The following is a 23,063-nucleotide window of genomic DNA, read 5'->3' as shown; positions in this document are numbered from 1 at the left end:
TTTCGGACATCGCCTAGACGATATCCAGCGGTAACTTGCGCCTCGGCGCCGGGAAGGCCGCCTCCAGGCGCGCCAGGGCCTCGTCGGCGAGCACGATTTCCAGCGCCCTGGCGTTTTGCTCTACATGCGCCGGCTGCACCGCCTTGGGAATGGCGATCACCTCGCGTTGGCCGTTTTCGGCGCGAATCGCCCAGGCCAGCAGCACCTGGGCGGGGGTGACGCCCAGCTCGCCGGCGACTTCCAGCAGGGCCGGCTGGCTCAGCAGGTCGCGGCGCAGGCGCCCGGCCTGGGCCAGGGGGCAGTAGGCCATCACCGGCATGCCGCGCTCGCGCATCCAGGGGCGCAGGGCATAATCGATGCCCCGGGAGCCCAGATGGTAGAGCACCTGGTTGACGGCACAGGCCTCGCCGCCGGGCAGGCCATGGAAGGCGGCCAACTCGTCCACATCGAAATTGGAGATCCCGAAGCGACGGATCTTGCCCGCTTCCTGAAGTCGCTGGAAGGCCTCCAGGGTCTCCTCCAGGGGAATATGGCCGGGCCAGTGCAGCAGGTAGAGGTCCAGGTAGTCGGTGCCCAGGCGCTCGAGGCTGCGCTCGCAGGCGGCGATGGCGCCGTCGCGACCGGCGTTCCAGGGGTAGACCTTGGAGACCAGGAAGGCCTGGTCGCGGCGTCCCACCAGGGCCTCGCCCACCACCTCTTCGGCGCCGCCTTCCGCATACATCTCGGCGGTATCGATCAGCGACAGGCCCAGCTCCAGCCCCTGCTGCAGGGCGCGCACCTCGTCGCGGCGCGGCGCCAGCCCTTCGCCCATAAACCAGGTGCCCTGGCCGATGGCGGGCAGGTCGACGGCGGCCTGCCCGCCATCGGCCGGCAGGGTGACATGGGGATGTGTGCTCATCGTGGCCTCCCGAACTCGCTATATGGTCGTGGAATGTATTTCTACAAATATGCTCGACCAGGCGGGGGCGGAATGCAATATCTGCGTAATAGCGTCAGTATGGCCGAGGGGCGCTGGGGGCAGGATGGAGCGGGGGTTTTTTGCCAGGGGTGAGGAGGATTCCTCCGAACGGGCTGGCCATGGATGGCCAGCACCGGTCCTGCGAGCGGAGCAGGATGCGAGAGCGAAGCAGGGCAAAAGTAGCGCCCAAGGAGGGGGGCACAGCGCCCCGCGACGGCCTGTCCTCAGGTTAGCCCCGGAGCCATTGCATCGGGGTATACTGCCAGGCCCTCCACCGCTCGAGCCCTTGCCATGACCGCCACCGACGCCTGCCTCGCCGCCACCCGTACCTGGGTGGAGACCTTCGTGGTCGCCGAGAACCTCTGCCCCTTCGCCGGCCGCGAGGTGCAGCGCGGCAGCATCGACTACCGGGTGATCGACGGTGGCGACTGGCCCCAGGCCCTGGCGGCGCTGATCGCCGCCTGCCGCGAGCTCGAGGCGACGGCGGAGGTCGAGACCTGCCTGCTGGTGATCCCCGAGGGCCTCGAGGCCTTCGACGACTACCTGGATTTCCTGGGGCTGGCCGAGACCCTGATGACCGATCAGGGTTACGAGGGCGTCTTCCAACTGGCCAGCTTCCATCCCGACTACTGCTTCGCCGATGCCGAGCCGGAGGATCCCGCCAATTACACCAACCGCTCCCCCTGGCCCATGCTGCACCTGCTGCGCGAGGCGAGCCTGGAGCAGGCCCTGGCCGCCTATCCCGATCCCGAGGGCATTCCCGAGCGCAATATGGCCAGGCTCAGGGAAATCGGCGGCGCGCCGCTGGCTCAGGCATTGGCGGCGCTGCGCCGTAGCCCCTAGGTCTGCGCCTGCCAGGCCTCCTGGTGGCGCCGGGCGGCGTCCACCAGGGCGCGAATCAGCCGCTGCTGGGGACGATTGAAGATCAGCCACTCCGGGTGCCACTGCACGCCGATCAGGAAGTCGTGGTGGAGCGACTCGATGCCCTGCACCAGGCCCTCGCGGTCCCGGGCGACGATCTCGATGCCCTGGCCCGCCCGCTGCACCGCCTGATGGTGCAGGCTATTGATGCGACACCAGCTCACCCCGAGGATGCGATACAGCTGGCTGCCGCCGACGATATCCACCGTCTTGCGGGGCAGCACGGTGCGCCGCCGCTTGAGGCCCTGGTGGGTGGTGTAGATATCGCCGTCCAGGGTGCCGCCCTGGTAGACGTTGATCATCTGGGCGCCGCGGCAGATGCCCAGCACCGGGCAGCCCTGGGGAATGAAACGCGCCAGCAGCGCCAGCTCCAGCTCGTCCCGCTGCGGGTCGACCCGTACATCCAGCTGCATCTCGCCGCCGTAGAGGTGCGCCTCGATATCGTCGCCACCGCCGATGATTAGGCCATCCAGGGTCTCCGGCACCGGCCGCGATGGCGACAGGCGAATCGGCCGCCCGCCATGGCGCCATACCGCCAGCCAGTCGAAGAACCAGGCGATGCGGCTCTTGTGATCCGAAGTGGTGATGCCGATGCGCGGACGGGTCATTCGTCCATCCAGCCGCGCAGCTTGTCGAGCCAACGGGTCATCGGCGATTGGCGGTGATGGGCCACGAAAGCGGCGGCCCGCTCGGCCAGCAGGGCCTCGTCGGCGGCCAGGCGCTCCACCTCCAGCCAGCGATTCCACTCCACCACGGCGCCCCAGCCGGGGGTGGAGAGCTGGGCATTGGGCAGCCGGTAGTGGAAGGTGGGGCGCGGCTTGACCAGGTCGCCGCTGAGCAGGGGGTTGGGATGCTCGGGGCAGAGGTAGGCGAAGAGGGGGAAGAGATCCAGCTCCCGGTTGCGGGTGGGATTATCCACCAGGTAGTCGTCGATCAGGGTGGTCAGGTCCGGCGAGTAGTCCGGGGCGAGCACCTTGAGGGCATACTCCTTGGGGAAGGGGTTGGCATGGGGCAGCACCTCCCGGGTGATATCGATGTCGATATCCCGGCGCAGCCACTCCGCCAGCAGCAGGTAGGCACGCAGGTGCGCCAGCAGGCCGGTCACCGAAGTATCGGCCAGCTCCGGGTTGAGGTGCAGGCCGAAGCCGTAGAGCAGGCTGGCATCGGTGCCCTTGGCGCCGTGGGTGCGCAGCCCCTCGAAGAGGGCATCCAGCTCACCCAGCTCCGGCCAGGGCACCGGCGGACAGACCACCTCGGTGGGTACCAGCCCCGCCACCACGTCGCCGATCAGTTCCCGGGTACGATGGTGCAGGTCGAGGCGTAGCTGGTGACGCAGTTGCTCCCATTCGCTGTTGCCCCTGGGGGCGCGGTCGGTGACCCGGGCGTCCGGGTGAGCATACTTGGCGTCCAGCTCGAGGATGAAATCGCCCCAGCGGGCGCCCTCCACCTTGAGGCGGTGGGGGCTGACCGGGCGCGGCGTGCCGCCGAAGCGCTCGACCACCAGCGCGGCGGCCTGGGCCGGGGCCACGCCGGCGAACTCGATCTCCACCCCGACGCGGCGGGGCCGGCCCTCGGGGTTGGTGGCGTGCGGGGGCGCTTGCGGCTCCATGCGTCGACTCCTCGTGACCTCACACGGCTCGAATTTTGAGCCTATCATACTCGCCAGAGCCGTTATCACCGCCGATGGTTTTCCCTGACCGGCGGGTCCATTACTCTTGCCGAATCCCATCGCCTGCTTCGGAGTCGCCCATGCCTCGCCCCCCGTTCCCCCGCCCGTCGTTACCGCTGCTGGGGGGCTGGCTGCTCTGTCTGCTACTGCTGTTGTCGCTGACCGGGCCGGCCCAGGGGCAGGGGCTGACCCTGCCGGGACTCTCCGACGAATCCGGTACCGCCACCGAGAGCGCCGACCCGGAGGCCCTGCGCCGCTCCCTGGACGAGGTGATTGCCACCCTGGAGGATGGCCAGCGTCGCGACGACCTGGTGGAGCGGCTCAAGGAGCTGCGCGAGGCGACCACGCAGTTGGAAGGCCCCGGCGGGGATCTGCCCCGCCAGGGCCTGTTGGGGGCCCTGGCGGATACCTTCAGCGACCTGGGCGATCAGGCCGAGGCGGGCCAGTCGCCCCTCGACGCCTGGCAGCGCCAGCTGGCCCAGGCCACCGAGGAGGCCACCGACCTGGCCCGGGACGCCAGCCTTGCCCAGATGGCCCGTTTCGCCGTCGAGGCGGCGGTGATGCTGGCGATCTGGCTGGCCCTGTTGAGCCTGTGGATGGGGTTGGGGCGCTGGCTGGCGCTGCGACGAGGCTGGCCCCGGGTGCTGCCCCGGGAGCCCAAGGCCTGGTTGCTGGGGGTGCACTTCCTGCGCCGGGTGCTGCCCTGGTTGCTGGCCTTCCTGATGGCCCTGGCCCTGGGCCAGTCCCTGGCGCCCAATCCGGGCCGTGACCTGGTCCTGGTCATCGCCTATGTGGCGCTCTGCGGGCGCCTGGTGGCGGCGGCCTGCGAAGCGGGGATCTCGGTGTTTACCCGGGGGCATCGCTTCGTTGCCGTGCAGCACCTGCGCCAGCGTGCCCTGCGCCGGCTGTTCGTGATCGGCGCCCTGGTGGCCCTGGCCGATGCCCTGGATTCCTCGCGGTTGATCGCCCTGCTGGGGGACGACCTGGCGGGCTTCCTGTCGGTGATGGCCAATGCCCTGGCGGCCCTGATCAGCGGCCTCTTCGTGATGCGCTTCAAGCGTCCCATCAAGCACCTGATTCGCAACCGCCCCTACCACCAGCGTCGCGAAAGCAATACCGCCCTGGAGCTGACCCGGGTGCTGGGCGGCCTCTGGCATATTCCGGCGCTGCTGATGGTGGGGGCCTCGCTGCTGGCGATCTTCGTCTCGGTGGGGGATGCCGGCGGGGCCCTGACCCGCGCCCTGGCCAGCGCGGCGCTGCTGATCCTGACCCTGGTGGCGACCAGCCTGATCCGTCGCCACAGCGAGACGGTGACCCGCCGCAAGCGCATCTCCCAGTACCGCCGGCGCCTGGAGCGCTTCGGTTATGCCCTGGCCCATATGCTCTGCTGGCTGGCCTTCGCCGAGCTCTCCCTGCAAGTGTGGGGCACCTCGCTGATTGGCATCGGCGGCGAGGCGGTGGCCAGCGCGCGCATCGGGAAGGCGCTGCTGGCCATCGGCTTCACGGTGCTGCTGGCCTGGCTGGTGTGGATCTTCGCCGATACCGCCATCCAGCGCGCCCTGACCTCCTCGGCCCGGGCCCGCGGGCGGCGGGTCAACAACGCCCGGGCCCAGACCATCACGCCGATGATCCGCAATATCATCTTCGCCACCATCGTGATCATCGCCGTGATCGTCGGCCTGGCCAACCTGGGGGTCAATGTGACGCCGCTGCTGGCCGGGGCCGGGGTGATCGGCCTGGCCATCGGCTTCGGCGCCCAGACCCTGGTGCAGGACCTGATCACCGGGCTCTTTATCCTGGTCGAGGACTCCCTGGCCATCGACGACTACGTCAACCTGGGTGGCCATATGGGCACCGTCGAGGGGCTGACCATCCGCACCGTGCGGCTGCGGGACCTGGACGGCATCGTGCATATCATTCCCTTCAGCCAGATCACCTCCATCCACAATATGTCGCGGCAGTTCGGCATCGCCCTGATGCGTCTGCGCATCCCTCACGAGATGAAGATCGACGACGCCATGACCCTGATGCGGGAGGTGGCCGAGGATCTGCGCCAGGATCCCATGATGCGCCACCATATCTGGTCGCCCCTGGAGCTGCAGGGGGTGGAGCGCTTCGAGGAGGGCGCCGCGGTGCTGCGCATGCGTATCCGCACCGCCCCGGTGATGCAGTGGGACGTGGCCCGGGCCTTCAACCTGCGCTTCAAACAGCGCATGGAGGCGGATGGCCGCGATATGGCCATGCCGCGCCTCAGCGTGCAGATGGAAGGCCGCGGCGGGACCCCCATGGAGGTCAGCCCGGAGCAGGCACTCCGCGTCGATGGCCTGGGTCGGGCCCCGGGGGAGGCGGGAAGCGCCGATCCCCAAGGCCAGACCAGCATCAGTGGTGGCTCGCCGGACCCGGGGCGTTAACCCGAGCCGCCTTGCCCCGGCCCCCATCACCTTATCCCCCTTGCCCTGGTCGGCATCCGCCGGCCGGGGCGTTCGTTCTGCGAACCTCCCCCCCTTCCTCCCTAATATCCTCCTTAATCCCCGATGTTTGGCGAAAGTCGTAAAGAGTAAACGTTTACTAATAATTGGGTAAACGTTTACTCTTGGCACTTCCCCGCGGGGAGCATTCACCCTTGCCCGTCAGGGCACGACCAGGAGGAGCCAGCCAATGACGATCAAGGTCACGGTCTGGGGCGAGAACGTCCACGAGCAGACCAATGAGGTAGTCGCGCGGATCTATCCCGACGGCATGCATGCCTGCATCGCCGCCGCGCTCAACGAGGACGATGGCATCGAGGCCTGCGCCGTCACCCTGCAGGACCCGGAGCACGGCCTTACCGAGGAGCTGCTGGAGCACACCGATGTCCTGCTGTGGTGGGGCCACGCCGCCCATGGCGAGGTGCGCGACGAGATCGTCGATCGGGTCCAGGCCCGGGTGCTGCAGGGCATGGGCCTGCTGGTCCTGCACTCCGGCCACTACGCGAAGATCTTCAAGCGGCTGATGGGCACCACCTGCTCGTTGAAGTGGCGCGAGGCCGGCGAGCGCGAGCGGCTGTGGGTGGTCAACCCCGGCCATCCCATCGTCCAGGGGCTGGGCGACTACCTCGAGCTGCCCCATACCGAGATGTACGGCGAGCCCTTCGCGGTGCCCAACCCCGACGAGGTGATCTTCATCAGCGCCTACGAGGGCGGCGAGGTGTTTCGCTCGGGGCTCACCTACAAGCGCGGCAACGGCAAGATCTTCTACTTCAGCCCCGGTCACGAGACCTACCCGATCTACTACGACGACCAGGTGCGCCTCGTGATGAAGAACGCCGTGAAATGGGCGCGCCCCGAGGGCTCGCGGTGGATCGACAGCTGCCCCAATGTGCCGCCCGACCAGGCACCGAACCCGGTGGAAGTGAAGGGAGAAAGCCTGCACAAGCCCGGCGAGGAGGGGTTCCGCTAATGATCCGGTTGGCGATTATCGGTGCCGGCAGCATGGCCGGCGAACATGCCAAGCACTTCACGGCCCTCGACGGCGTCGAGGTGGTGGCGGTGTGCGACCTCGACGGCGACAGGGTGCGCGCCTTCGCCGACAGCCACGGCATCCCCGGGGCCTATACCGACCTGGACGCCATGCTGGCCCGGGACGATATCCAGGCGGTGAGCAACGCCACCCCGGACGGGGTGCACAAGGCGACCTCGCTGGCGGCCATTGCCGCCGGCAAGCACATCCTCTGCGAGAAGCCCCTGGCCACCAAGGCGGCCGATGCCGAGGAGATGGCCGCGGCGGCCCGCGAGGCCGGGGTGATCAACATGATCAATCTCAGCTACCGCGATGCGCCGGCCATCCAGCAGGCCCGGGAGCTGATCGCCTCCGGGGCCATCGGCCGGGTGATGCACGTCGACGCCAGCTACCTGCAGAGTTGGCTGGTCAGCCATGCCTGGGGCCGTTGGGACCGGGACAGCCAGTGGCTGTGGCGGCTCTCCGAGGGCCACGGCAGCAAGGGCGTGCTGGGCGATGTGGGGGTGCATATCCTCGACTTCGCGAGCTTCCCGGTAGGCGATATCACCGCCGTCAACTGCAAGCTCAAGTGCTTCGACAAGGCCCCGGACAACCGCATCGGCGACTATCGGCTCGACGCCAACGACAGCGCCCTGATGCGGGTCGAGTTCGCCGGCGGGGCGCTGGGCACCATCCAGGCCACCCGCTGGGCCACCGGCCACCACAACTCCCTGAAGCTCTCGGTCTATGGCGACAAGGGGGCGGTCAGCGTGGTGCTCGACGATGCCAGGGATCGGGTGCTGACCTGCTTCGGCGAGGACGTGCATGAGGCGCGCTGGACCTCGCTGGCAGCGCCGCCCACCCCCAGCATCTACCGGCGCTTCATCGACGGCATTCGCTCCGGGGTCAATGACCAGCCCGATTTCGCCCGGGGTGCCGAGCTGCAGCGGGTGCTGGATGCCTGCTTCGCCTCGGACGCCCAGGATCGCAGCCTGACGCTGGCCGGGTAGGCCGAGACGTTGTCGGGCCCGTTGGCTCGCGCAGGTCGGTGATTTTCGGCACAATCCTCTGCCTGACACAGGGGCGGCGGTCGATTCGGCGCCGCCCGATCAACGAGGCAAGAGATGAGCAGAGAGCCGTCGAAGTCGGCGACCATTCGTGAAATCGCACGGCGGGCCGGGGTGTCCATCGCCTCGGTCAGCCGTGCGCTCAACGGCAAGCCGGGCCTCGGCGATGCACTGCGTGAGCGGATCCTGGCGATCAGCCGCGAGATCGAGTACCGGCCCAGTGCCGCCGCTCGCCAGCTGATCAGCGGCAAGGGCGCGGTGGTGGGCATCTCGCTCGGTCGCCAGGAGATCGAGCTGCGCCCCTACTACATCCTGCTCTACCAGCACCTGACCCTGGCCCTCCACGAGCAGGGCATGGTGCCGGTCTTCTTCGCCCACGACCAGACGGCGTTGCTGCCCGAGCGGGCTGGTGCCGCCATCCTGCTGGGGGAATTTCCCGATGACTCGCGGCCCGCCTTCCTGAACGCCCGGGGGGTCCCCTTCGTGCGCATCGGCGAGCCGGGCGAGGGCTTCTCGGTGGCGCCGGACGACCGCCATGGCCTCTACCTGGCGACTCGCCACCTGATCGAGGGCGGCCGGCGTCATATCGCCTTCGTGGGCTGCGAACTGGAGCTGCCCCATCGCCAGCATCGCCTCAAGGGCTACCAGGGGGCCCTGGCCGAGGCCGGCTTGCCGGAACGGCCGATCAGCGTGCCGCATGTCCATGATGATGCCCTGACCGGCTATCGCCATCTGGCCCGGCTTTTGAGCCGCTTGCCGGAGGATGCCTCGTTACCCTTCGATGCCCTGGTCTGCGAGACCGACGAGCTGGCGCTGGGTTGCCTGGCGGCCCTGGAGGATCACGGCATCGCCGTGCCCGAGCAGGTCGCGGTCACCGGCTTCGACGACCTGCCGGTGCTGGCCGCCGACCTGACCACGGTATGTCAGGACATCGCCGTCATCGCCACCACAGGCGTCACCCTGCTGGGCGAGGCCCTGGCCGGCAAGCCGCCGCGGCATGTCTCCGTAGCGGTGGCGCTGGTCGTTCGCCAGACCGGCTAGGTCCTGGGCCTGGCGGCGGCTCGCTGGCTGCGGGGCACCAGCGAGGGTTAGCCCAGCAGCCAGTGGCAGGCGGCGGCGCCGGCCACGAGGCCGAGCAGGAAGAGCGCGAGCCCCAGGGCCGGGGCGCGCCAGCGCCGCCAGCGGTCATGGGCCAGGGCGGCGCGGCTCAGGCGCCGCATCAGTGCCTCATGGTGGGAGCCGGCCAGGTCGGCGGGGCAGGAGAAGTCGTCGGCCAGGCCATCCCGCCAGTGGGCGCCATGGGTCAGGCCCAGGCGGGCGCGTAGCCGGCCGATATCGCCCAGGGTGGCATGCAGGGCGTCGTACTCCCGGCGATGCTCGGCCTCGGCCAGGGCCGCCTCGGCATCGCGCTTGAGGGCGCGATGCTGGCAGGTCGCGATGGCTTGATTCAGGGTCTCGCTGTCGCTATCCGGGGGCACGCCCAGGCGACGGTAGAGGTCGCGCATCAGGAGGCCTCCCGCATCAGGTAGTCATAGGCCTGCTTGATGCGCTGGAAGCGCCGCGAGGCGCCGGCCATCACCGCGTCGCCCTGGGCATGGAAGCGGTCCGGGTGGTGGGCCTGGGCCAGGCGGCGATAGGCGCGGCGGATCTCCTGGCGGCTGGCGCCGGGAGAGAGCCCCAGCACCTGGAGGGCACGCTGCTGTCTCCCACCGGGGGGCGGCTGGTGATGCCGCCGTTCGCGCTTCTGCTCCTCCCGCTGTCGGGAACCTCCGCGCGACTCTCTGCCCTGCTGCTCTTCCCTCTGCCCTCGACTCTCGTCCTCCTTTCCCCTTCTTTCTTCCCGCTTCCCCTCTTCTCTCTGCTGCTTCGCGTGGCGCGCCTGCTCCTCGGCCCGACGTCGCGCCTCCTCCTCCTGGCGTGCGCGCTCTTCGAAGCGCGGCTGCCAGTAGGCCTGGCGGCTGGGGTCCTCGGGGTCGTGCAGTGAGCGCCCGCTGGTGGCCTCATAGAGGGCGGCGAGTTCCTGGGGCGGCACCCCCAGCAGGTCGGCCAAAAAGCGCAGCACATGGTGGTTGGCCGGGCTCGGTTCGCCCTGGCCGGTGGCCAGGGCGATGGCCAGGCGCAGGAAGGGGTAGCCGCCGCGGGCCTCCCGCTGCAGCACCTCGGCGGCCAGCTGGATGGCGTCCAGGTCCTGGGCGACGGCGATCTCCAGCAGCGGCGCCAGGTCGTGGCCGTGGCGGAAGTCCCGGGTCAGGGTCGCCAGCCGGGCGCGCTGATCCCCGCCCACCGGCCCCTGATTGGCCAGCACCCAGCCCAGCAGCAGCAGGGCGGCGGTATCGGCCTGGTGGCGGCTGGTGAGGAGTAGCCGCTCGAAGGGCGTGAAGCGGGCGATGGGCATAACGGGCTCCGGGGCATGGGCTGAGACGGCTCGCCTGGCGGAATATCGGCGGTTGGGGGGCGAACTTGAATTATCTCCCTGTGATATAAAAGGAGGATCGAGGCGGGAGGGCAAGTCGTGATCACACTGGAGCGCAGGGAGGGGTTTCACGTCAAGCTGTCCCGGGTGCTGCGGGAGTCCAGCTCCCACAAGCTCGACCTCTACCTCTTCGTGCCCGCCGAGCTGGACCTCTCCGCCGAGGTGGTCTCGGAGCAGGCCTTCTACCATAACGCCATCCACCTCAGCCGCACCTACTACAGTGATCGCCACCAGCTGCCCCTGGTGCACAGCCGCCTGGCCCGGCGCAGCGATCTGGGCAGCGACCAGTATCGCCTCAGCCTGAGCCTCTATGCCTACCAGTATGTGGTGGCCCTGGAGGGGGCGGTGCGCGAGCTGCGGGCCCGGCTCAAGGAGTTGCGCAGTGACAAGCGCCGCGAGACCCCGGCGGAGGATGCCGCGGCGCTCGAGGCGCGCTTCGAGGAGGTAGTGGCACTGGCCGTGGATATCCTCAAGCGGCTGCGGCGCAATGTGCCGGAGCGGGAGAGCCTGCTCAAGTACTACACCAATATCGACAACTACCTCTCCTGGTTCACCGAACAGCGGCTGCTGGAGCTGCTGGCGCAGTTGCCCCGGGACGCGGCCTATGCGACGAGCCGTCGGCGCCTGGTGGCGGTCTGCGAGGCGGAGGCGGCCCACCGCGACGCCGAGGAATACAACTCGCCGCGGGTGGTGGAGGACACCACCCGCATGACCAACAAGATGCGCCTGCTGCGGCGCCTGATCGAGTACCCCCTGACCCTGCGCCAGCGTACCCAGGAGCTGGGCGGCGGCGAGCAGAAGGCGGTCAAGGCCCTGGCCACGGCGGTGGTGATGATCTTCGTCTCCCTGGGGCTGCTCCAGGCCCGGGAGTCCCTGGGCGATATCACCGCGCTCTTCGTGCTGGCGCTGGCGCTGATCTATGCCCTGCGCGAGGTGTTCAAGGACGACCTGCGCAATACCCTGTGGCGGCTCCTGCGCAAGGGGCGGCCCAAGTGGCGGCGCCAGTACCAGGACCCCACCAGCAAGGCGCTGGTGGGCCGTCAACTGGAGTGGTGCGACTACCAGCGCTACGTGAAGCTGGATGACGAGATCAAGTGGGCGCGCAAGCGCAACGTGGCCCAGCGGGAGGAGGTGGTGCTGCACTACCGCTCCAGTTCGCGGATATCGCCGACCCGCTTCCTGAGCGGTTACGAGCAGGTGCGCGAGACCCTGACCCTGGACCTCAGCCTGGTGGCGCGGCTGATGGACAAGGCCAGCCACCTGGTCTATCGCCTGGAGGGGGAGGAGGTGAGTCGCGAGCGGGTGGAGCGCCGCCACCTGATCAACCTGGTGACCCGGGAGCGCAGCGGCGACGGCGAGGCGGTGATCCAGCGCTGGAAGGTGGTGATGAATCGCTCGCGGATCGTCGATATCGAGGAAGTGGTGGTGGTGCCCCGACAGGAGGGGGGCCGATAGGGTATCCTCGCGCGTTACCCACCCTTTATCGTTACGAGGATGCCATGCGAGTGCTGATCCGCTACTTCTTCCGCACCCTGCGCCTGCTGCTCACGCCAGTGATGCTGCTGGCCGAGAAGCTCTCCACCCCCAAGGCGGCGGTGAGCCGCAGCGCCGAGGCCCAGGCCGAGGTGGATCGCCAGTGCCGGTCGCTGGCGCTCTACCAGTTCCGCGCCTGCCCCTTCTGCGTCAAGGTGCGCAAGGAGATGGCACGCCTGGACCTGAGCATCGCGCGGCGCGACGCCCAGCTCGACCCCGAGCATCGCCAGGCGCTCGAGGCCGGCGGCGGCCGGGTCAAGGTGCCCTGCCTGCGCATCGAGCAGGCCGACGGCAGCGTCGAGTGGCTCTACGAGTCGGATGCGATCAACGCCTGGCTGCGCGAGCGCTTCGGCACGGCCGAGGCCCTAGGTGTCAACGCCTAAGGGGCCCGCTCAGGGCCGCCAGTTCGCGACATCGATCTCCCCACGCGCCTCGATAAAGCGCATCAGCACGCCGGCATCGGTGAGGCCAGTGTCGACGTAGCCGGGGTGGGCGTCGAGTCGCGGATAGCCGTCGCCGCCGGCGGCGGCATAGCCATTCAGGGCCAGCCGGTAGACGCCATCGTCTTCCACGCGGCGGCCGTCGCGACCATGGACCCGGAGGTCGTGGAGGGCGCCGTTACGTCGCTCGAAGCTGACCTGGCCGAACTGCACATAGGCCCCGGAGTCGGGGGGCAGGTAGGCCAGGGTGGTGAGATAGTCGCGCAGCTCGCGGCCGCTGAGATCGACATAGGCCACCGAATTGCCGAAGGGGTGCACCTGGAGCACGTCCCGGTAGGTCACCGGCCCCGCGGCGAGGCTGTCGCGAATGCCCCCGGAATTGACGATGGCCAGGTCGGCGCCGGTGGCCTCGGCCTGGGCGGTGGCGATCAGCCGCCCCAGGTTGGTCTGCTCGAAGCGCACCCGATCACGATCCCCCTCGAGGCGACCATTCAGGTGGCCGATTCGCCGATCCAGCAGTTCCCGGCCCTGCTCCTGGAAGGGCGTCAGCAGGGCCAGCATGGCGGCGTCTTCGGGAATCCGCTCGTCCACCCGATGGCCTTCGCCCGCGTCCCCCTCCCGGGTCAGATTGACCGGCAGCAGCCGATAGCTCTCCAGGCTGAGTTCGCCCCGGCGATAGACGAAATCGGCGCGTCCCACGTACTTGCCCCACTCATGGGCCTGCAGGATCCAGGTGCCATTCTGGTGGTCCGGCACGCAGGCATCGCCGGGCGCGAAGGCACCGTCGACCCGATTCGCGTCGGCCATGCACACCGGCTCCTGGGAGTGGCCACCCACGATCACGTCGATGCCGTCCACCCGACGGGCCAGGCTGACATCCCCCGGGGCATTGATGCCGTGCCGGCCGTCGGCGTAGTGGCCCATATGGGTGGCGGCGATCACGATATCCGCCCGCTGGCGCAGCTCGGGGAGGAGGGCGGCGGCCTCGTCGATGGGGCTACGGAACTCGATGTCCGCCAGGTACGCCGGGTTGGCGACCCGGGCGGTGTCATCGGTGGTCAGGCCGAGCACGGCGACGCCGAGGCCCTCCAGGTCGAAGAGCGTATAGGGCGGAAACAGCCGCTGGTCGCTGGAGGTCTGGTAGATATTGGCCGACAGCAGGGGAAAGTCGGCCCAGGCCTGCTGCTGGCGCAGTACCTCCAGGGGATTGTCGAACTCATGGTTGCCGATGGCCATGGCGTCGTAGCCGAGCAGGTTCATGCCCCGGAAGTCGGGCTCGGCCTGCTGCATATCGGATTCGGGCACGCCGGTGTTGATATCGCCCCCGGAGAGCAGCAGCAACTGGCCGCCATCCGCTTCGACCTCGGCGCGGATGCGCTCGACCAGCGTCTTGCGGGCGGCCATGCCGTACTCGCCCTCGGCGTTGTGCCAGAAGCGCCCATGGTGGTCATTGGTATGCAGGAGGGTGAGGCGGTACTCGGCGTCGGCGCCTGGCTCGCCGGTGGCGCTGCAGCCGAGCAGCGCCACCGCCAGCAGCGCGGGCACGCAGGCGAGTCGAGGCTTCCTTGGAGACATGAGGCACTCCTTGTGTCGTCAGGGGCCCGCTTGGGGGCTACGCCAGGGCCAGGAAGAAGCCGGCGATCGAGGCCGACATCAGGTTGGAGAGGGTGCCGGCGAGCACCGCCTTGAGGCCGAGACGGGCGATATCGTGGCGGCGGCTGGGGGCGATGCTGCCCAGGCCGCCCAGCAGGATGGCCACCGAGGCCAGATTGGCGAAGCCGCACAGGGCGAAGGAGAGGATCGCCACCGTATGGGGGGTCATCGCCTCGCCGGTGGCCGCCACCAGCTGCTCACCCGAGATATAGGGCGCCAGATTGATATAGGCCACGAATTCGTTGACCACCAGTTTCTGGCCGAGGAAGGAGCCGGCCAGCGTCGCCTCCTCCCAGGGGATACCGAGCAGGAAGGCCAGCGGCGCGAAGAGCCAGCCGAGCAGCAGCTCCAGGCTCAGCGACTCCATGCCCAGCCAGCCGCCCAGGCCGCCCAGCATGCCGTTGATCAGGGCGATCAGGCCGATAAAGGCGAGCAGCATGGCGCCCACATTGGCGGCCAGCTTGAGGCCCGAGGTGGCTCCGGCCGCGGCGGCGTCGAGCACATTGCTGGGATGGTCCTCCTCCGCCTCGAGGCGCGCCTCGACAGCCGAGACGCTGTCCTCCGGCGCCTGGGTCTCCGGCAGGATCAGCTTGGCGAACAAGAGCCCGCCCGGGGCGGCCATAAAGGAGGCGGCCACCAGGTACTCCATGGGAATGCCCAGCGCCGCATAGCCGGCCAGCACCGAGCCGGCCACCGAGGCCAGGCCGCCGCACATCACCGCGAACAGCTGCGATGGGGTCATCCGCGCGATAAAGGGGCGCACCACCAGGGGCGCCTCGGTCTGGCCGACGAAGATATTGGCGGTGGCCGACAGCGACTCGGTGCGCGAGGTGCCCAGCACCCGCTGCAGGGCACCGCCCAGCAGGCGAATCACCCACTGCATGATGCCCAGGTGATAGAGCACGGCGATCAGCGAGGAGAAGAAGACGATCACCGGCAACACCTTGATGGCGAACACGAAGCCGACCCCGCTGGGGTCGGCCAGGCCGCCGAACAGGAAGTCGATGCCGTCGTTGGCATACAGCACCACCTGACTGACGGCGGCGGAGACGGCGGCGAGCATCGCCTGGCCGGCGGGCACATAGAGGACGAAGGCGCCGATACCGGCCTGGATGGCGAAGGCGCCACCCACGGTGCGCAGGCGGATGGCGCGGCGATGGGAGGAGAAGATCAGGGCGATGGCGATCAGGCTCGCCATGCCGACCAGGCTCATGGTGATTGTCATTGGAGTTCCTTCATGATCCGGGCTGTCGGGGCGCGGGGCGCCCTTACAGGAAGTTGAACTTGAGGGTGTAGATCATGGCGTTCTGGTAGGCGTTGGGGGTGCCCAGCTTGTTGTTGGCGTAGCGGTACTGCACCCCGGTGGTGAGCCGCTCGTGGGGGTGCCACCAGAGGCTCACCGCGCCATTGGTGCCGACGGAGCCGGCCGCCTCGCCGACATAGTTCTGGGTGAGGTAGGCGTCGTCCCGGTCGAAGGTCTGCTCGTGCCACTGGGTGAGGCTGAAGTCCTGGTCAAAGGCTTGGAAGTCGTAGCCGGCGACCCAGCCGGCCATATAGCCGTTCATGCCGGTATGGCCGCTGCTCTGCACCCGGGCCGCGCCGAGGAAGGGCTTGATCCACAGGCCACCCGCGAAGGTATGGCGATAGCCGAGGCCGAGGATCTGGTCCTGCTCGCGGCTGTTGAAGCCCGGGTCGCGGAAGTCATAGACATGGGCATAGAGCGAGAAGGGCGAGTCGCCCAGGTAGAGATGCGAGGTCAGCTTGGCGGCGGTGCGGCGATTGTCCTGGCCGCCGCTGGCCTCGTCGAAGCGGCTGTTGCCCGGGTTCTCGAGGTCGGCGAAGCCGTAGAACTCGCCCCACTCGAAGCCGACGCCGCCCTCCAGCTCCAAGTAGAAGAAGTCGCCCTTGGCGGCATTGTCGGCGGTACGGGCCTCGGTGCCGGCGGACCAGTCCAGGTAGTTGAGCGAGGCATTGGCGAAGGACCAGAGCGGCGTCAGGGTGTCGGCCTGGAGGCCGGTGGGCAGCAGCAGGGCGCCGCCGAGCAGGGCCGGCAGCAGGCGACGGGAAGCTAGGGACAGGGGCATCTTGTTCTCCTTGTGAGTGGGATAGGGCTCAGGCGACTCGCTCGAGCAGGGCATCGAAGGCGCGGTCGAAGGCCGCGAGGCCTTCCTCTTGCAGGGCGTCGCCCTCGGCGTCGAGGTCGATGCCCAGCGCCGCCAGCTCGGCGAGCTGCCGGCGGGCGGTGTCGAGGTCCCGGGTCAGGGTCTCGGCGGCCTCGCCGTGGTCGGCGAAGGCCTCGAGGGTCGCCGCCGGCACGGTGTTGACGGTGTCGGGGCCGATCAGCTCCTCCACGTAGCGCACGTCGGAGTAGGCCGGGTCCTTGGTGCCGGTGCTGGCCCACAGGCAGCTCGGCGGCCGGGCGCCGGCGGCGCCCAGGGCGGCGAAGTCGTCGCCGCCGAAGAGCGCCTGCCAACGGGCATAGGCGGCCCTGGCCGAGGCGATGGCGATGCTGCCGCGCAGCGCCGGGGCGGCCTCCGCCAGGCGCGGATCGAGGCGGGCATCGACCCGGCTGAGGAAGACGCTGGCCACGCCGCGCAGGCCGGCCACCGGAAGCCCCGCGGCGTGACGGGCGGCCAGGCCCTCCCGGAAGGCGGCGAAGACGGCGTCGAGCTGGCGCGGCGAGAAGATCAGGGTGACGTTGATGTTGATCCCGGCGGCGACGGCGTCGCGGATCGCCGGCAGGCAGGCCCGGGTCGCCGGGATCTTGATCATGGCGTTGGGGCGGTCGATGGCCGCCCACAGCCGGCGGGCCTCGGCCAGGGTAGCGTCGGCGTCCTGGGCCAGGCGCGGCGAGACCTCGAAGCTGACATAGCCCTTGTCACCCCCCGAGGCATCGAAGCGGGGGCGCAGCAGGTCGCAGGCCTCGCGGATATCGGGCAGCACCAGGGTCTCGAAGCGCCGCTCCGGGTCCGGCTCCGCGGCGCGCAGCCGGGCCAGGTCCTCCCGATAGAGCGGGTCTTCGGCGATGGCCTGCTGGAAGATCGCCGGATTGGAGGTGACCCCGGCGATGGCGTCCTCCGTGATCAGGCGGCGCAGCCGGTCGCCGCGTAGCAACTGGCGGGAGAGCTGGTCCAGCCAGACCTGCTGGCCGAAGTCGGCGATGCGACTCAGTCGACTCATGACGGGGTCTCCTCGGTGTCGATAAAGGTTTCCATGAAGAGGGTCAGCAGGCGCTCGGCGTCCACCGTCACGCAGACGCCCTGGGAGGGCAGGCCGTCCCAGTCGCCGGGGGGAAAGTCCCGGTCGTCGGGGCGCTGCAGGGTCTGGCCCATGGCGATGCCGGTCGTCACCGCCCGCACTGGCCCATGACGCACCTCGAACAGGCTCGGGTCGATGACATAGGCCACGGCGCTGGAGTCGTGGACATAGCAGCCGTCGATGGCCTCCCGCGCCGAGTAGAAGTCGACGTAGTGGCGGGAGATCTGCCACATAAAGGCGCCCGCCTCGCCGCCCCGCTCGCGCAGGCGGGCGAAGTCGGCGTTGCTCATCAACACCTTGTGGGTCACGTCCAGGCCCACCGCGGTGACCGGCCAGGGGGCGGTGAAGACCAGGTCGGCGGCCAGGGGGTCGCCGTGGATATTGGCCTCCGCGGCCGGGGTGACATTGCCGCCCTGGCCATCGACGCCGAAGGCGCCGCCCATGATCACCACCGCCTTGACCAGCTCGGCGATCGCCGGGTCCTCCTTGAGGGCCAGGGCCAGGTTGGTCAGGGGCCCCACCGCGACCAGGGTCACCTCGCCGGGATGGGCGCGGACGGTATCGATGATCCAGCGGTAGGCGGGACGCGGGTCCGGCTCGCGGCTCGGCGCGAAGCTCGGGCCGACATTCCCCAGGCCGTCGTCGCCGTGGACCATGGCCGGCGGCGGCGACTTGGCCATCGCCAGGGGCTCCCGGGCGCCGCGGGCGATGGGCGCCTCGATGGCGAAGCGCTCGGCCAGGTAGCGGGCGTTGCGGGTGGTGGTGTCGATGTCGGCATTGCCGTGCACGGTGGTGATGCCGAGCAGCTCGATGGCCGGGTGACGATGCAGGAAGAGCAGCGCCATGGCGTCGTCGACGCCCGGGTCGGTATCGAAGATCACCTTGTGGGCAGGGGCGGGAGGCATTGTTGTTCTCCTCTGGGGTTAGCGGGTGGGGAGTTCGTGGCGATAGGGGATCGCCGCCTGGGCCCCGGGGCGGGTAACGGCGATGGCGGCGGCGGCCTGTCCTTCGTGGAGCGCCGTCGCCACCTCGGCGCCGCGGGCCAGGGCCGCGGCGAAGGCGCCGACGAAGGTGTCGCCAGCGCCGGTGGTATCCACCGCCGCCACCGGCCGGGCGGGGGCGTGATGGAGCCCCGACTCGAGGCCCGCCACCACGCCCTGGGCGCCCAGGGTGATCAGCACCCGGCGGCAGCCCAGGGCCTGGAGCCGCGCGATGGCCCGGGCCGCCTGGTCGGGGTCGGCCACGGGGCAGCCGCCGAGGGCCTCGGCCTCGCTCTCGTTGACCACCAGCCAGTCGACCAGGGCCAGCAGTTCGCCGGGCAGCGCCATGGCCGGGGCGGCATTGAGCAGGGTGGTGGCGCCATGGGCGCGGGCGCGCTCCAAGGCGTGGCGTACCGTCTCCAGGGGCACTTCCAACTGGCAGACCACCAGTTTGGCCGAGGCCAGCAGGGCCTCGGCGGCCTCCACATCGTCGGGCGTGAGCTCGGCATTGCTGCCGGGGATCACCACGATGCTGTTCTGGCTGGCGTCATCGACCTGGATCATGGCCACGCCGGTCGCCCCGGCGGGGCTGGTGAGCACGGCCTGGTGGCGGATGCCTTCCCGGGTCAGGTTATCGCGCAGGGCGCGGCCATAGGCGTCGTCGCCGAGGCGGCCGACCATCGCCGTGGTGGCGCCGAGGCGCGCCGCGGCCACGGCCTGGTTGGCGCCCTTGCCGCCGGGGGTGGTGGCGAAGCCGTGACCGAGCAGGGTCTCGCCGGGGACGGGGTGGCGTGGCGTGCGTACCACCAGGTCCATGTTCAGGCTACCGACGACGACCACCTCGGGGGCGGCGCTGCTTGAGGGGGTGAGGGGCGTAGCGAGTGTCACTGTCTTGATCCTGGGAGTTGGCTGGAAAACACGAAGCCCCGGGTCCGATGGGCAGGCAGGCGCGGGCCGCCGGCAGGGCCGGATCGGGGAGATGCCGAAGAGAACGCGCCGGAAGGGTCGAGTCGGGCGGCGTGGCACGGGGGCCGGGCGTCGCGGGGAAAGCGCTGGCGCTTTCCGAAGGAGCGCCTGCCGTAAGAGGGTGTCGAGTGAGTTGCCATCGGGGATTGCCTCTGGGCTTTGTGGTTGTTTTTTGCCTACCCTAGGCAAATAAAAACGTTTGCGCAATCGTTTTCTTTGCCCCGATACGCTAGCCTGGAAAGGCGCTACCGGCGGCACCACACGGGCAGCTCCGGTGATTCCGGCACGCCGCTTGGTCAGCAAATCAAGGGGTTATCTTTTGTCCCGCTGGGCGATGGCGGTCCGGATCGCGTATTCTGAGCGTCGTGACGAGCTCGGGGCGCACCGGGAGGAGGGCCAGGCCCGGGTGATGCGGCACGGGAACGGTGGTGATCAACGAATGGAATGGCGGAGGCTGATGATGGTGACGATTACCGATGTGGCGAAGGCGGCGGGGGTCTCGGTCTCCACCGTCTCCCATGTGGTGAACGGCACCCGCTTCGTCAAGCCCGAGACCCGGGCCCGGGTGATGGCGGCGATCGAGCGCCTCGATTACACCCCCAGCAGTTCCGCCCAGTCTCTGAAGAAGAATGTCACCCATACCATCGGGATGATCGTCACCAGCTCCACCAACCCCTACTTCGCCGAGGTGGTCTCCGGGGTGGAGGCGGCCCTCTATGCGGCAGGCTTCAACCTGATGCTGTGCAACTCCGGGCGCGATATCGACAGGCAGCGCAGCTATATCCGAACCCTCAAGGGCAAGCGTATCGATGGCCTGCTGGTGCTTGAGTCGGTGATCTCCGAGGAGTTCCTGGCGCTGCTGACCGCCTGCCCCTTCCCGGTGGTGCTGATGGACAACGAGGCCCCGGAGCTGGCCAGCGTCGTCGATGATTCCGAGCAGGGCGGCTATCTGGCCACCCGCTACCTGATCGAGCAGGGACACCGGGCCATCGGTTGCATCACCGGCCCCGCGGATCACTACCAGTCCCGGCAGCGCTATCGGGGCTTTCGCCGCGCCCTGGAGGAGGCGGGGCTCGAGGTCGAGCCGGCCTGGGTCTATGCCGGCAACCTCGAGGTGAGTGGCGGCGAGGCCGCCGTCCAGGCGCTGACCGATGGCCCGCGGCGCCCCACGGCGCTGTTCGCCTTCAACGACCTGCTGGCCCTGGGGGCCATCGGCGAGGCGACGCGACGCGGCTGGCGCGTCCCCGAGACGCTGTCGATCATCGGCTACGACGATATCGAGATCGCCCGCCTGCTCACCCCCTCCCTGACCACCCTGAGTCAGCAGACCACCCTCCTGTGTCGCGAGGCCTGCCGGTTGTTGACGGCGGCCATCGCCGCCAAGGCAGCGGTCACCGAGCATGTGCGGATCCCGCCGCAGCGGGTGATTCGCGACTCGGTGTGTGGGCCGCCGGCGGATCTACACTGAAAGGTGTCGCGCCGGAAGGTTTCGCCTTCCGGGATCCCCTAGAGGAGGCGTCACCATGAACGATACCGTCAAGCTGCATCCGGCGGTGGATAACGGCATCGCGCCGGCCGATCCGGACTTCGAGGGGGGCACCCTGTTGTGCCACTGCAAGGAGAACCAGGTGGTGGTGGCCATCCATGAGCAGTGCCAGCATAACCACCTGTGTGGTTGCACCAAGTGTTGGAAGCCGGAGGGGGCCTTGTTCTCCCAGGTGGCGGTGGTGCCCCGGGCCAGCGTGCATGTCATCGCGCATGCGGAGAAGCTCGAGATCCTCGACCGCAAGGCGGTGATTCGCCGCCACGCCTGCACCGCTTGCGGGGTGCACCTGTTCGGGCGTATCGAGCAGAAGGATCACCCCTTCTATGGCCTCGACTTTATCCACCCGGAACTCTCCCACCACGGCGGCTGGGCACCGCCGGGCTTCGCCGCCTTCGTCTCGTCGATCATCGAATCGGGTGTCGACCCGGGGCGCATGCCGGTGATCCGCGAGCGCCTGCGCCAGCTCAACCTGGAGCCCTACGACTGCCTGTCGCCGACCCTGATGGATGCCATCGCCACCCATATCGCCAAGGCCAAGGGCGAGCAGGCCGCCTGAGCGCCGCGTCCCGCCGGGAGCCCTCCCGACGGGACGCGGTCAGCGGTGGCAGGTGTAGAGATGGGCCGGCAGGATATTGAGCGGCTCGAAGCCCTTCTCCACCTGCGAGAAGAGCCGCCTCAGGTCGACGCCCACCTTGGGGGAGAACTGGTAGATCAGCATGGCCCCGCCGTCGGCCAGCGCCTCGCGGCTGTCGCTGAGGATACGCCGGCGGCAGTCGGCGGGCATGGTGCTGAAGGGAATGCCGGCGACGATATAGTCCGCCGGCGGCAGGCCCAGTCGGCTCAGCTCCGCCTGGATGGTCTCGGCGGAGCCGGCCACCACCTGCAGGCGGGGGTCGGGGAGCGAGTCGCCCAGGTAGGCAACGAAATCCGGGTTGGTCTCCAGGGCCAGCAGGGTAGCGTCCGGGGCCAGCCGAGCCAGGATCTCCCGGGTAATGGTACCCACGCCGGGGCCGTACTCCACCACCACCCGAGCCTCTTCCCAGCCCACTTGATCGAGGAGGCGCCGTACCAGAAAGGGGGAACTGGGGATGATGGAGCCCAGCATGCGGGGATGTTTGAAGAAGTTCCTGGCGAACAGCGAGAGCTGGGCACGTCGTGAAGGGGCTAGCACGCGACTGGGGCGGTCGGGCACCGTCATGGGCGTCTCTCCTGCGATGGGCGGGTATGACTCCACTCTAGCAGCCCAGCGGAATTAGCGCCGATCCGCCGTGAAATCCCGGCCTGTGGCGCCGATCCGCCGCGTCTCGGGCCGGCCGTCTTGTCCTGGATCAAGTCTGGCCAGTCGCCGCTCTGCTACATTCAGAGAATAACGAGGCCGCGGGGGCCGCTCCTGGTCTCCCGGTCACTGGTCAACGAGGGAATGCTATGCAAGCCGTGGATATCATGACGCCCAATGTCATCACCGTTGCTCCCGAGACTCAGGTGCAGGAGGTGGCGCGGTTGCTGCTGGAGAATCATATCAGCGCGGTGCCGGTGGTGGATGGCGACGACCGGGTCCTGGGCATCGTCAGCGAGGGCGACCTGCTGCGTCGTATCGAGGGCAGTGGCGAGCGCCCCCGCCACTGGCTGCGGGCCCTGTTCGAGACGCCGGCGAGCCCACTGGACTATATCAAGTCCCACGGCCGCACCGCCGAGCAGGTGATGACCTCGCCGGTGATCGAGGTCGCCGGCGACATGCCCATCGACGATATCGCCCGGCTGCTGGAGAAGCATCGCATCAAGCGCGTGCCGGTCACCGAGGGTGGGCGCCTGCTGGGCATCGTCAGCCGTGCCAACCTGCTGCGGGGCTTCTCGGTGGCAGGACTGGAGGAGGGCGCCACCGTGGACGATCGGGCCATTCGCGATCGCCTCCACAAGGAGCTGGAGGAGACCCTGGGCCTGGGCCAGATCAATGTCATCGTGGTGCAGGGCGAGGTGCAGCTATGGGGCCTGGTGGACAGTAATGAGCAGCGCAAGGCGGCCCAGGTGGCGGCGGAAGACATCCCCGGCGTCAAGCGGGTGGAGAACAACCTGGGCATGCTGCCCCAGGGCATGGGCCGCGTGTGATCGGTCCGCTTGCCGA

Annotated in this window: 22 protein-coding genes; 10 read left to right on the top strand and 12 right to left on the bottom strand. The window is 69.0% G+C overall.

Annotation, left to right across the window (positions count from 1 at the left end; all coding sequences use genetic code 11):
• Positions 1 to 13: 13 nt before the first annotated feature.
• The gene (locus ACQ1W9_RS14650) at positions 14 to 898 is read right to left on the bottom strand and encodes an aldo/keto reductase (protein ID WP_431024035.1); all 885 of its coding nucleotides are present in this window, start codon (positions 896 to 898) and stop codon (positions 14 to 16) included.
• A 351-nt stretch (positions 899 to 1,249) separates the two neighbouring features.
• Here ACQ1W9_RS14650 and ACQ1W9_RS14645 point away from each other — a divergent pair, with 351 nt between their 5' ends.
• Positions 1,250 to 1,801: a DUF1415 domain-containing protein gene (locus ACQ1W9_RS14645; protein WP_431024034.1), complete on the top strand. Its 552-nt coding sequence runs from the start codon at positions 1,250 to 1,252 to the stop codon at positions 1,799 to 1,801.
• Here the strand turns inward: ACQ1W9_RS14645 and ACQ1W9_RS14640 are convergent.
• Entirely contained in the window at positions 1,798 to 2,487 is a 690-nt protein-coding gene (locus ACQ1W9_RS14640) for a gamma-glutamyl-gamma-aminobutyrate hydrolase family protein (RefSeq protein WP_431024033.1), read from the bottom strand. The genes ACQ1W9_RS14645 and ACQ1W9_RS14640 overlap by 4 nt on opposite strands.
• Positions 2,484 to 3,488: an amidoligase family protein gene (locus ACQ1W9_RS14635; protein ID WP_431024032.1), complete on the bottom strand. Its 1,005-nt coding sequence runs from the start codon at positions 3,486 to 3,488 to the stop codon at positions 2,484 to 2,486. Before ACQ1W9_RS14635 ends, ACQ1W9_RS14640 begins: the two co-directional genes overlap by 4 nt.
• Before the next feature lie 140 nt (positions 3,489 to 3,628).
• Here ACQ1W9_RS14635 and ACQ1W9_RS14630 point away from each other — a divergent pair, with 140 nt between their 5' ends.
• The 4 genes from ACQ1W9_RS14630 to ACQ1W9_RS14615 all read left to right on the top strand — a co-directional run bounded on the left by ACQ1W9_RS14630 (position 3,629) and on the right by ACQ1W9_RS14615 (position 9,133).
• A complete protein-coding gene (locus ACQ1W9_RS14630; protein WP_431024031.1) occupies positions 3,629 to 5,959 on the top strand; it encodes a mechanosensitive ion channel domain-containing protein in 2,331 nt (776 codons plus the stop codon).
• A 247-nt stretch (positions 5,960 to 6,206) separates the two neighbouring features.
• Positions 6,207 to 6,986, top strand: coding sequence for a ThuA domain-containing protein (locus ACQ1W9_RS14625; protein ID WP_431024030.1), 780 nt, complete (start codon positions 6,207 to 6,209; stop codon positions 6,984 to 6,986).
• Positions 6,986 to 8,035, top strand: a complete 1,050-nt coding sequence (locus ACQ1W9_RS14620) for a Gfo/Idh/MocA family protein (protein ID WP_431024029.1) — start codon at positions 6,986 to 6,988, stop codon at positions 8,033 to 8,035. Before ACQ1W9_RS14625 ends, ACQ1W9_RS14620 begins: the two co-directional genes overlap by 1 nt.
• Positions 8,036 to 8,149: 114 nt before the next feature.
• On the top strand, positions 8,150 to 9,133 hold the full coding sequence (locus ACQ1W9_RS14615) for a LacI family DNA-binding transcriptional regulator (RefSeq protein ID WP_431024028.1): 984 nt from the start codon (positions 8,150 to 8,152) through the stop codon (positions 9,131 to 9,133).
• 47 nt (positions 9,134 to 9,180) lie between these two features.
• On the opposite strand, the gene ACQ1W9_RS14610 is transcribed toward ACQ1W9_RS14615, so the two are convergent.
• Positions 9,181 to 9,597 (bottom strand): hypothetical protein, encoded by a 417-nt coding sequence (locus tag ACQ1W9_RS14610; protein WP_346063869.1) that lies wholly within the window; start codon positions 9,595 to 9,597, stop codon positions 9,181 to 9,183.
• Positions 9,597 to 10,487: a J domain-containing protein gene (locus ACQ1W9_RS14605; protein ID WP_431024027.1), complete on the bottom strand. Its 891-nt coding sequence runs from the start codon at positions 10,485 to 10,487 to the stop codon at positions 9,597 to 9,599. The genes ACQ1W9_RS14610 and ACQ1W9_RS14605 overlap by 1 nt, the downstream gene beginning before the upstream one ends.
• A 117-nt stretch (positions 10,488 to 10,604) precedes the next feature.
• Between ACQ1W9_RS14605 and ACQ1W9_RS14600 the strand changes: the two genes are divergently transcribed.
• Positions 10,605 to 12,020, top strand: coding sequence for a hypothetical protein (locus ACQ1W9_RS14600; RefSeq protein ID WP_431024026.1), 1,416 nt, complete (start codon positions 10,605 to 10,607; stop codon positions 12,018 to 12,020).
• Positions 12,021 to 12,064: 44 nt separating this feature from the next.
• Positions 12,065 to 12,481: a glutaredoxin family protein gene (locus ACQ1W9_RS14595; RefSeq protein ID WP_431024025.1), complete on the top strand. Its 417-nt coding sequence runs from the start codon at positions 12,065 to 12,067 to the stop codon at positions 12,479 to 12,481.
• Between the two features lie 9 nt (positions 12,482 to 12,490).
• Here ACQ1W9_RS14595 and ushA read toward each other — a convergent pair whose 3' ends face one another.
• From ushA to rbsK, 6 genes are read right to left on the bottom strand one after another with little or no spacing between them, the layout of a single operon-like run.
• Positions 12,491 to 14,113 carry a bifunctional UDP-sugar hydrolase/5'-nucleotidase UshA gene (gene ushA, locus ACQ1W9_RS14590; RefSeq protein WP_431024024.1) on the bottom strand — a complete coding sequence of 541 codons (1,623 nt, stop codon included), beginning with the start codon at positions 14,111 to 14,113 and terminating at the stop codon, positions 12,491 to 12,493.
• Positions 14,114 to 14,150: 37 nt separating this feature from the next.
• Complete coding sequence (locus tag ACQ1W9_RS14585) at positions 14,151 to 15,416, bottom strand: NupC/NupG family nucleoside CNT transporter (protein ID WP_431024023.1); 1,266 nt, start codon at positions 15,414 to 15,416, stop codon at positions 14,151 to 14,153.
• 43 nt (positions 15,417 to 15,459) lie between these two features.
• Entirely contained in the window at positions 15,460 to 16,275 is an 816-nt protein-coding gene (locus ACQ1W9_RS14580; protein ID WP_431024022.1) for an outer membrane protein OmpK, read from the bottom strand.
• Between the two features lie 28 nt (positions 16,276 to 16,303).
• Entirely contained in the window at positions 16,304 to 17,371 is a 1,068-nt protein-coding gene (gene tal / locus ACQ1W9_RS14575; protein ID WP_431024021.1) for a transaldolase, read from the bottom strand.
• A complete protein-coding gene (locus tag ACQ1W9_RS14570; RefSeq protein ID WP_431024020.1) occupies positions 17,368 to 18,354 on the bottom strand; it encodes a nucleoside hydrolase in 987 nt (328 codons plus the stop codon). The genes tal and ACQ1W9_RS14570 overlap by 4 nt, the downstream gene beginning before the upstream one ends.
• 18 nt (positions 18,355 to 18,372) lie before the next feature.
• Positions 18,373 to 19,317, bottom strand: a complete 945-nt coding sequence (rbsK, locus tag ACQ1W9_RS14565; RefSeq protein WP_431024019.1) for a ribokinase — start codon at positions 19,315 to 19,317, stop codon at positions 18,373 to 18,375.
• A gap of 535 nt (positions 19,318 to 19,852) precedes the next feature.
• Here rbsK and ACQ1W9_RS14560 point away from each other — a divergent pair.
• Both ACQ1W9_RS14560 and gfa read left to right on the top strand, forming a co-directional pair.
• Positions 19,853 to 20,863, top strand: a complete 1,011-nt coding sequence (locus ACQ1W9_RS14560) for a LacI family DNA-binding transcriptional regulator (RefSeq protein ID WP_431024018.1) — start codon at positions 19,853 to 19,855, stop codon at positions 20,861 to 20,863.
• 55 nt (positions 20,864 to 20,918) lie between these two features.
• Positions 20,919 to 21,497, top strand: a complete 579-nt coding sequence (gene gfa / locus ACQ1W9_RS14555; RefSeq protein WP_431024017.1) for an S-(hydroxymethyl)glutathione synthase — start codon at positions 20,919 to 20,921, stop codon at positions 21,495 to 21,497.
• A 39-nt stretch (positions 21,498 to 21,536) separates the two neighbouring features.
• Here the strand turns inward: gfa and ACQ1W9_RS14550 are convergent, their stop codons facing one another.
• On the bottom strand, positions 21,537 to 22,139 hold the full coding sequence (locus ACQ1W9_RS14550) for a class I SAM-dependent methyltransferase (RefSeq protein WP_431024016.1): 603 nt from the start codon (positions 22,137 to 22,139) through the stop codon (positions 21,537 to 21,539).
• A 227-nt stretch (positions 22,140 to 22,366) separates the two neighbouring features.
• Here ACQ1W9_RS14550 and ACQ1W9_RS14545 point away from each other — a divergent pair, with 227 nt between their 5' ends.
• The gene (locus ACQ1W9_RS14545; RefSeq protein ID WP_431024015.1) at positions 22,367 to 23,047 is read left to right on the top strand and encodes a CBS domain-containing protein; all 681 of its coding nucleotides are present in this window, start codon (positions 22,367 to 22,369) and stop codon (positions 23,045 to 23,047) included.
• The last annotated feature ends 16 nt before the right edge of the window (positions 23,048 to 23,063 follow it).

Origin of the sequence: Halomonas sp. H5 (genome assembly GCF_050613175.1) — a bacterium.
Lineage (GTDB): Bacteria > Pseudomonadota > Gammaproteobacteria > Pseudomonadales > Halomonadaceae > Bisbaumannia > Bisbaumannia salifodinae.
Note: the sequence above shows the minus strand (reverse complement) of the source record. Positions and strands in the feature narration are given on the sequence as shown.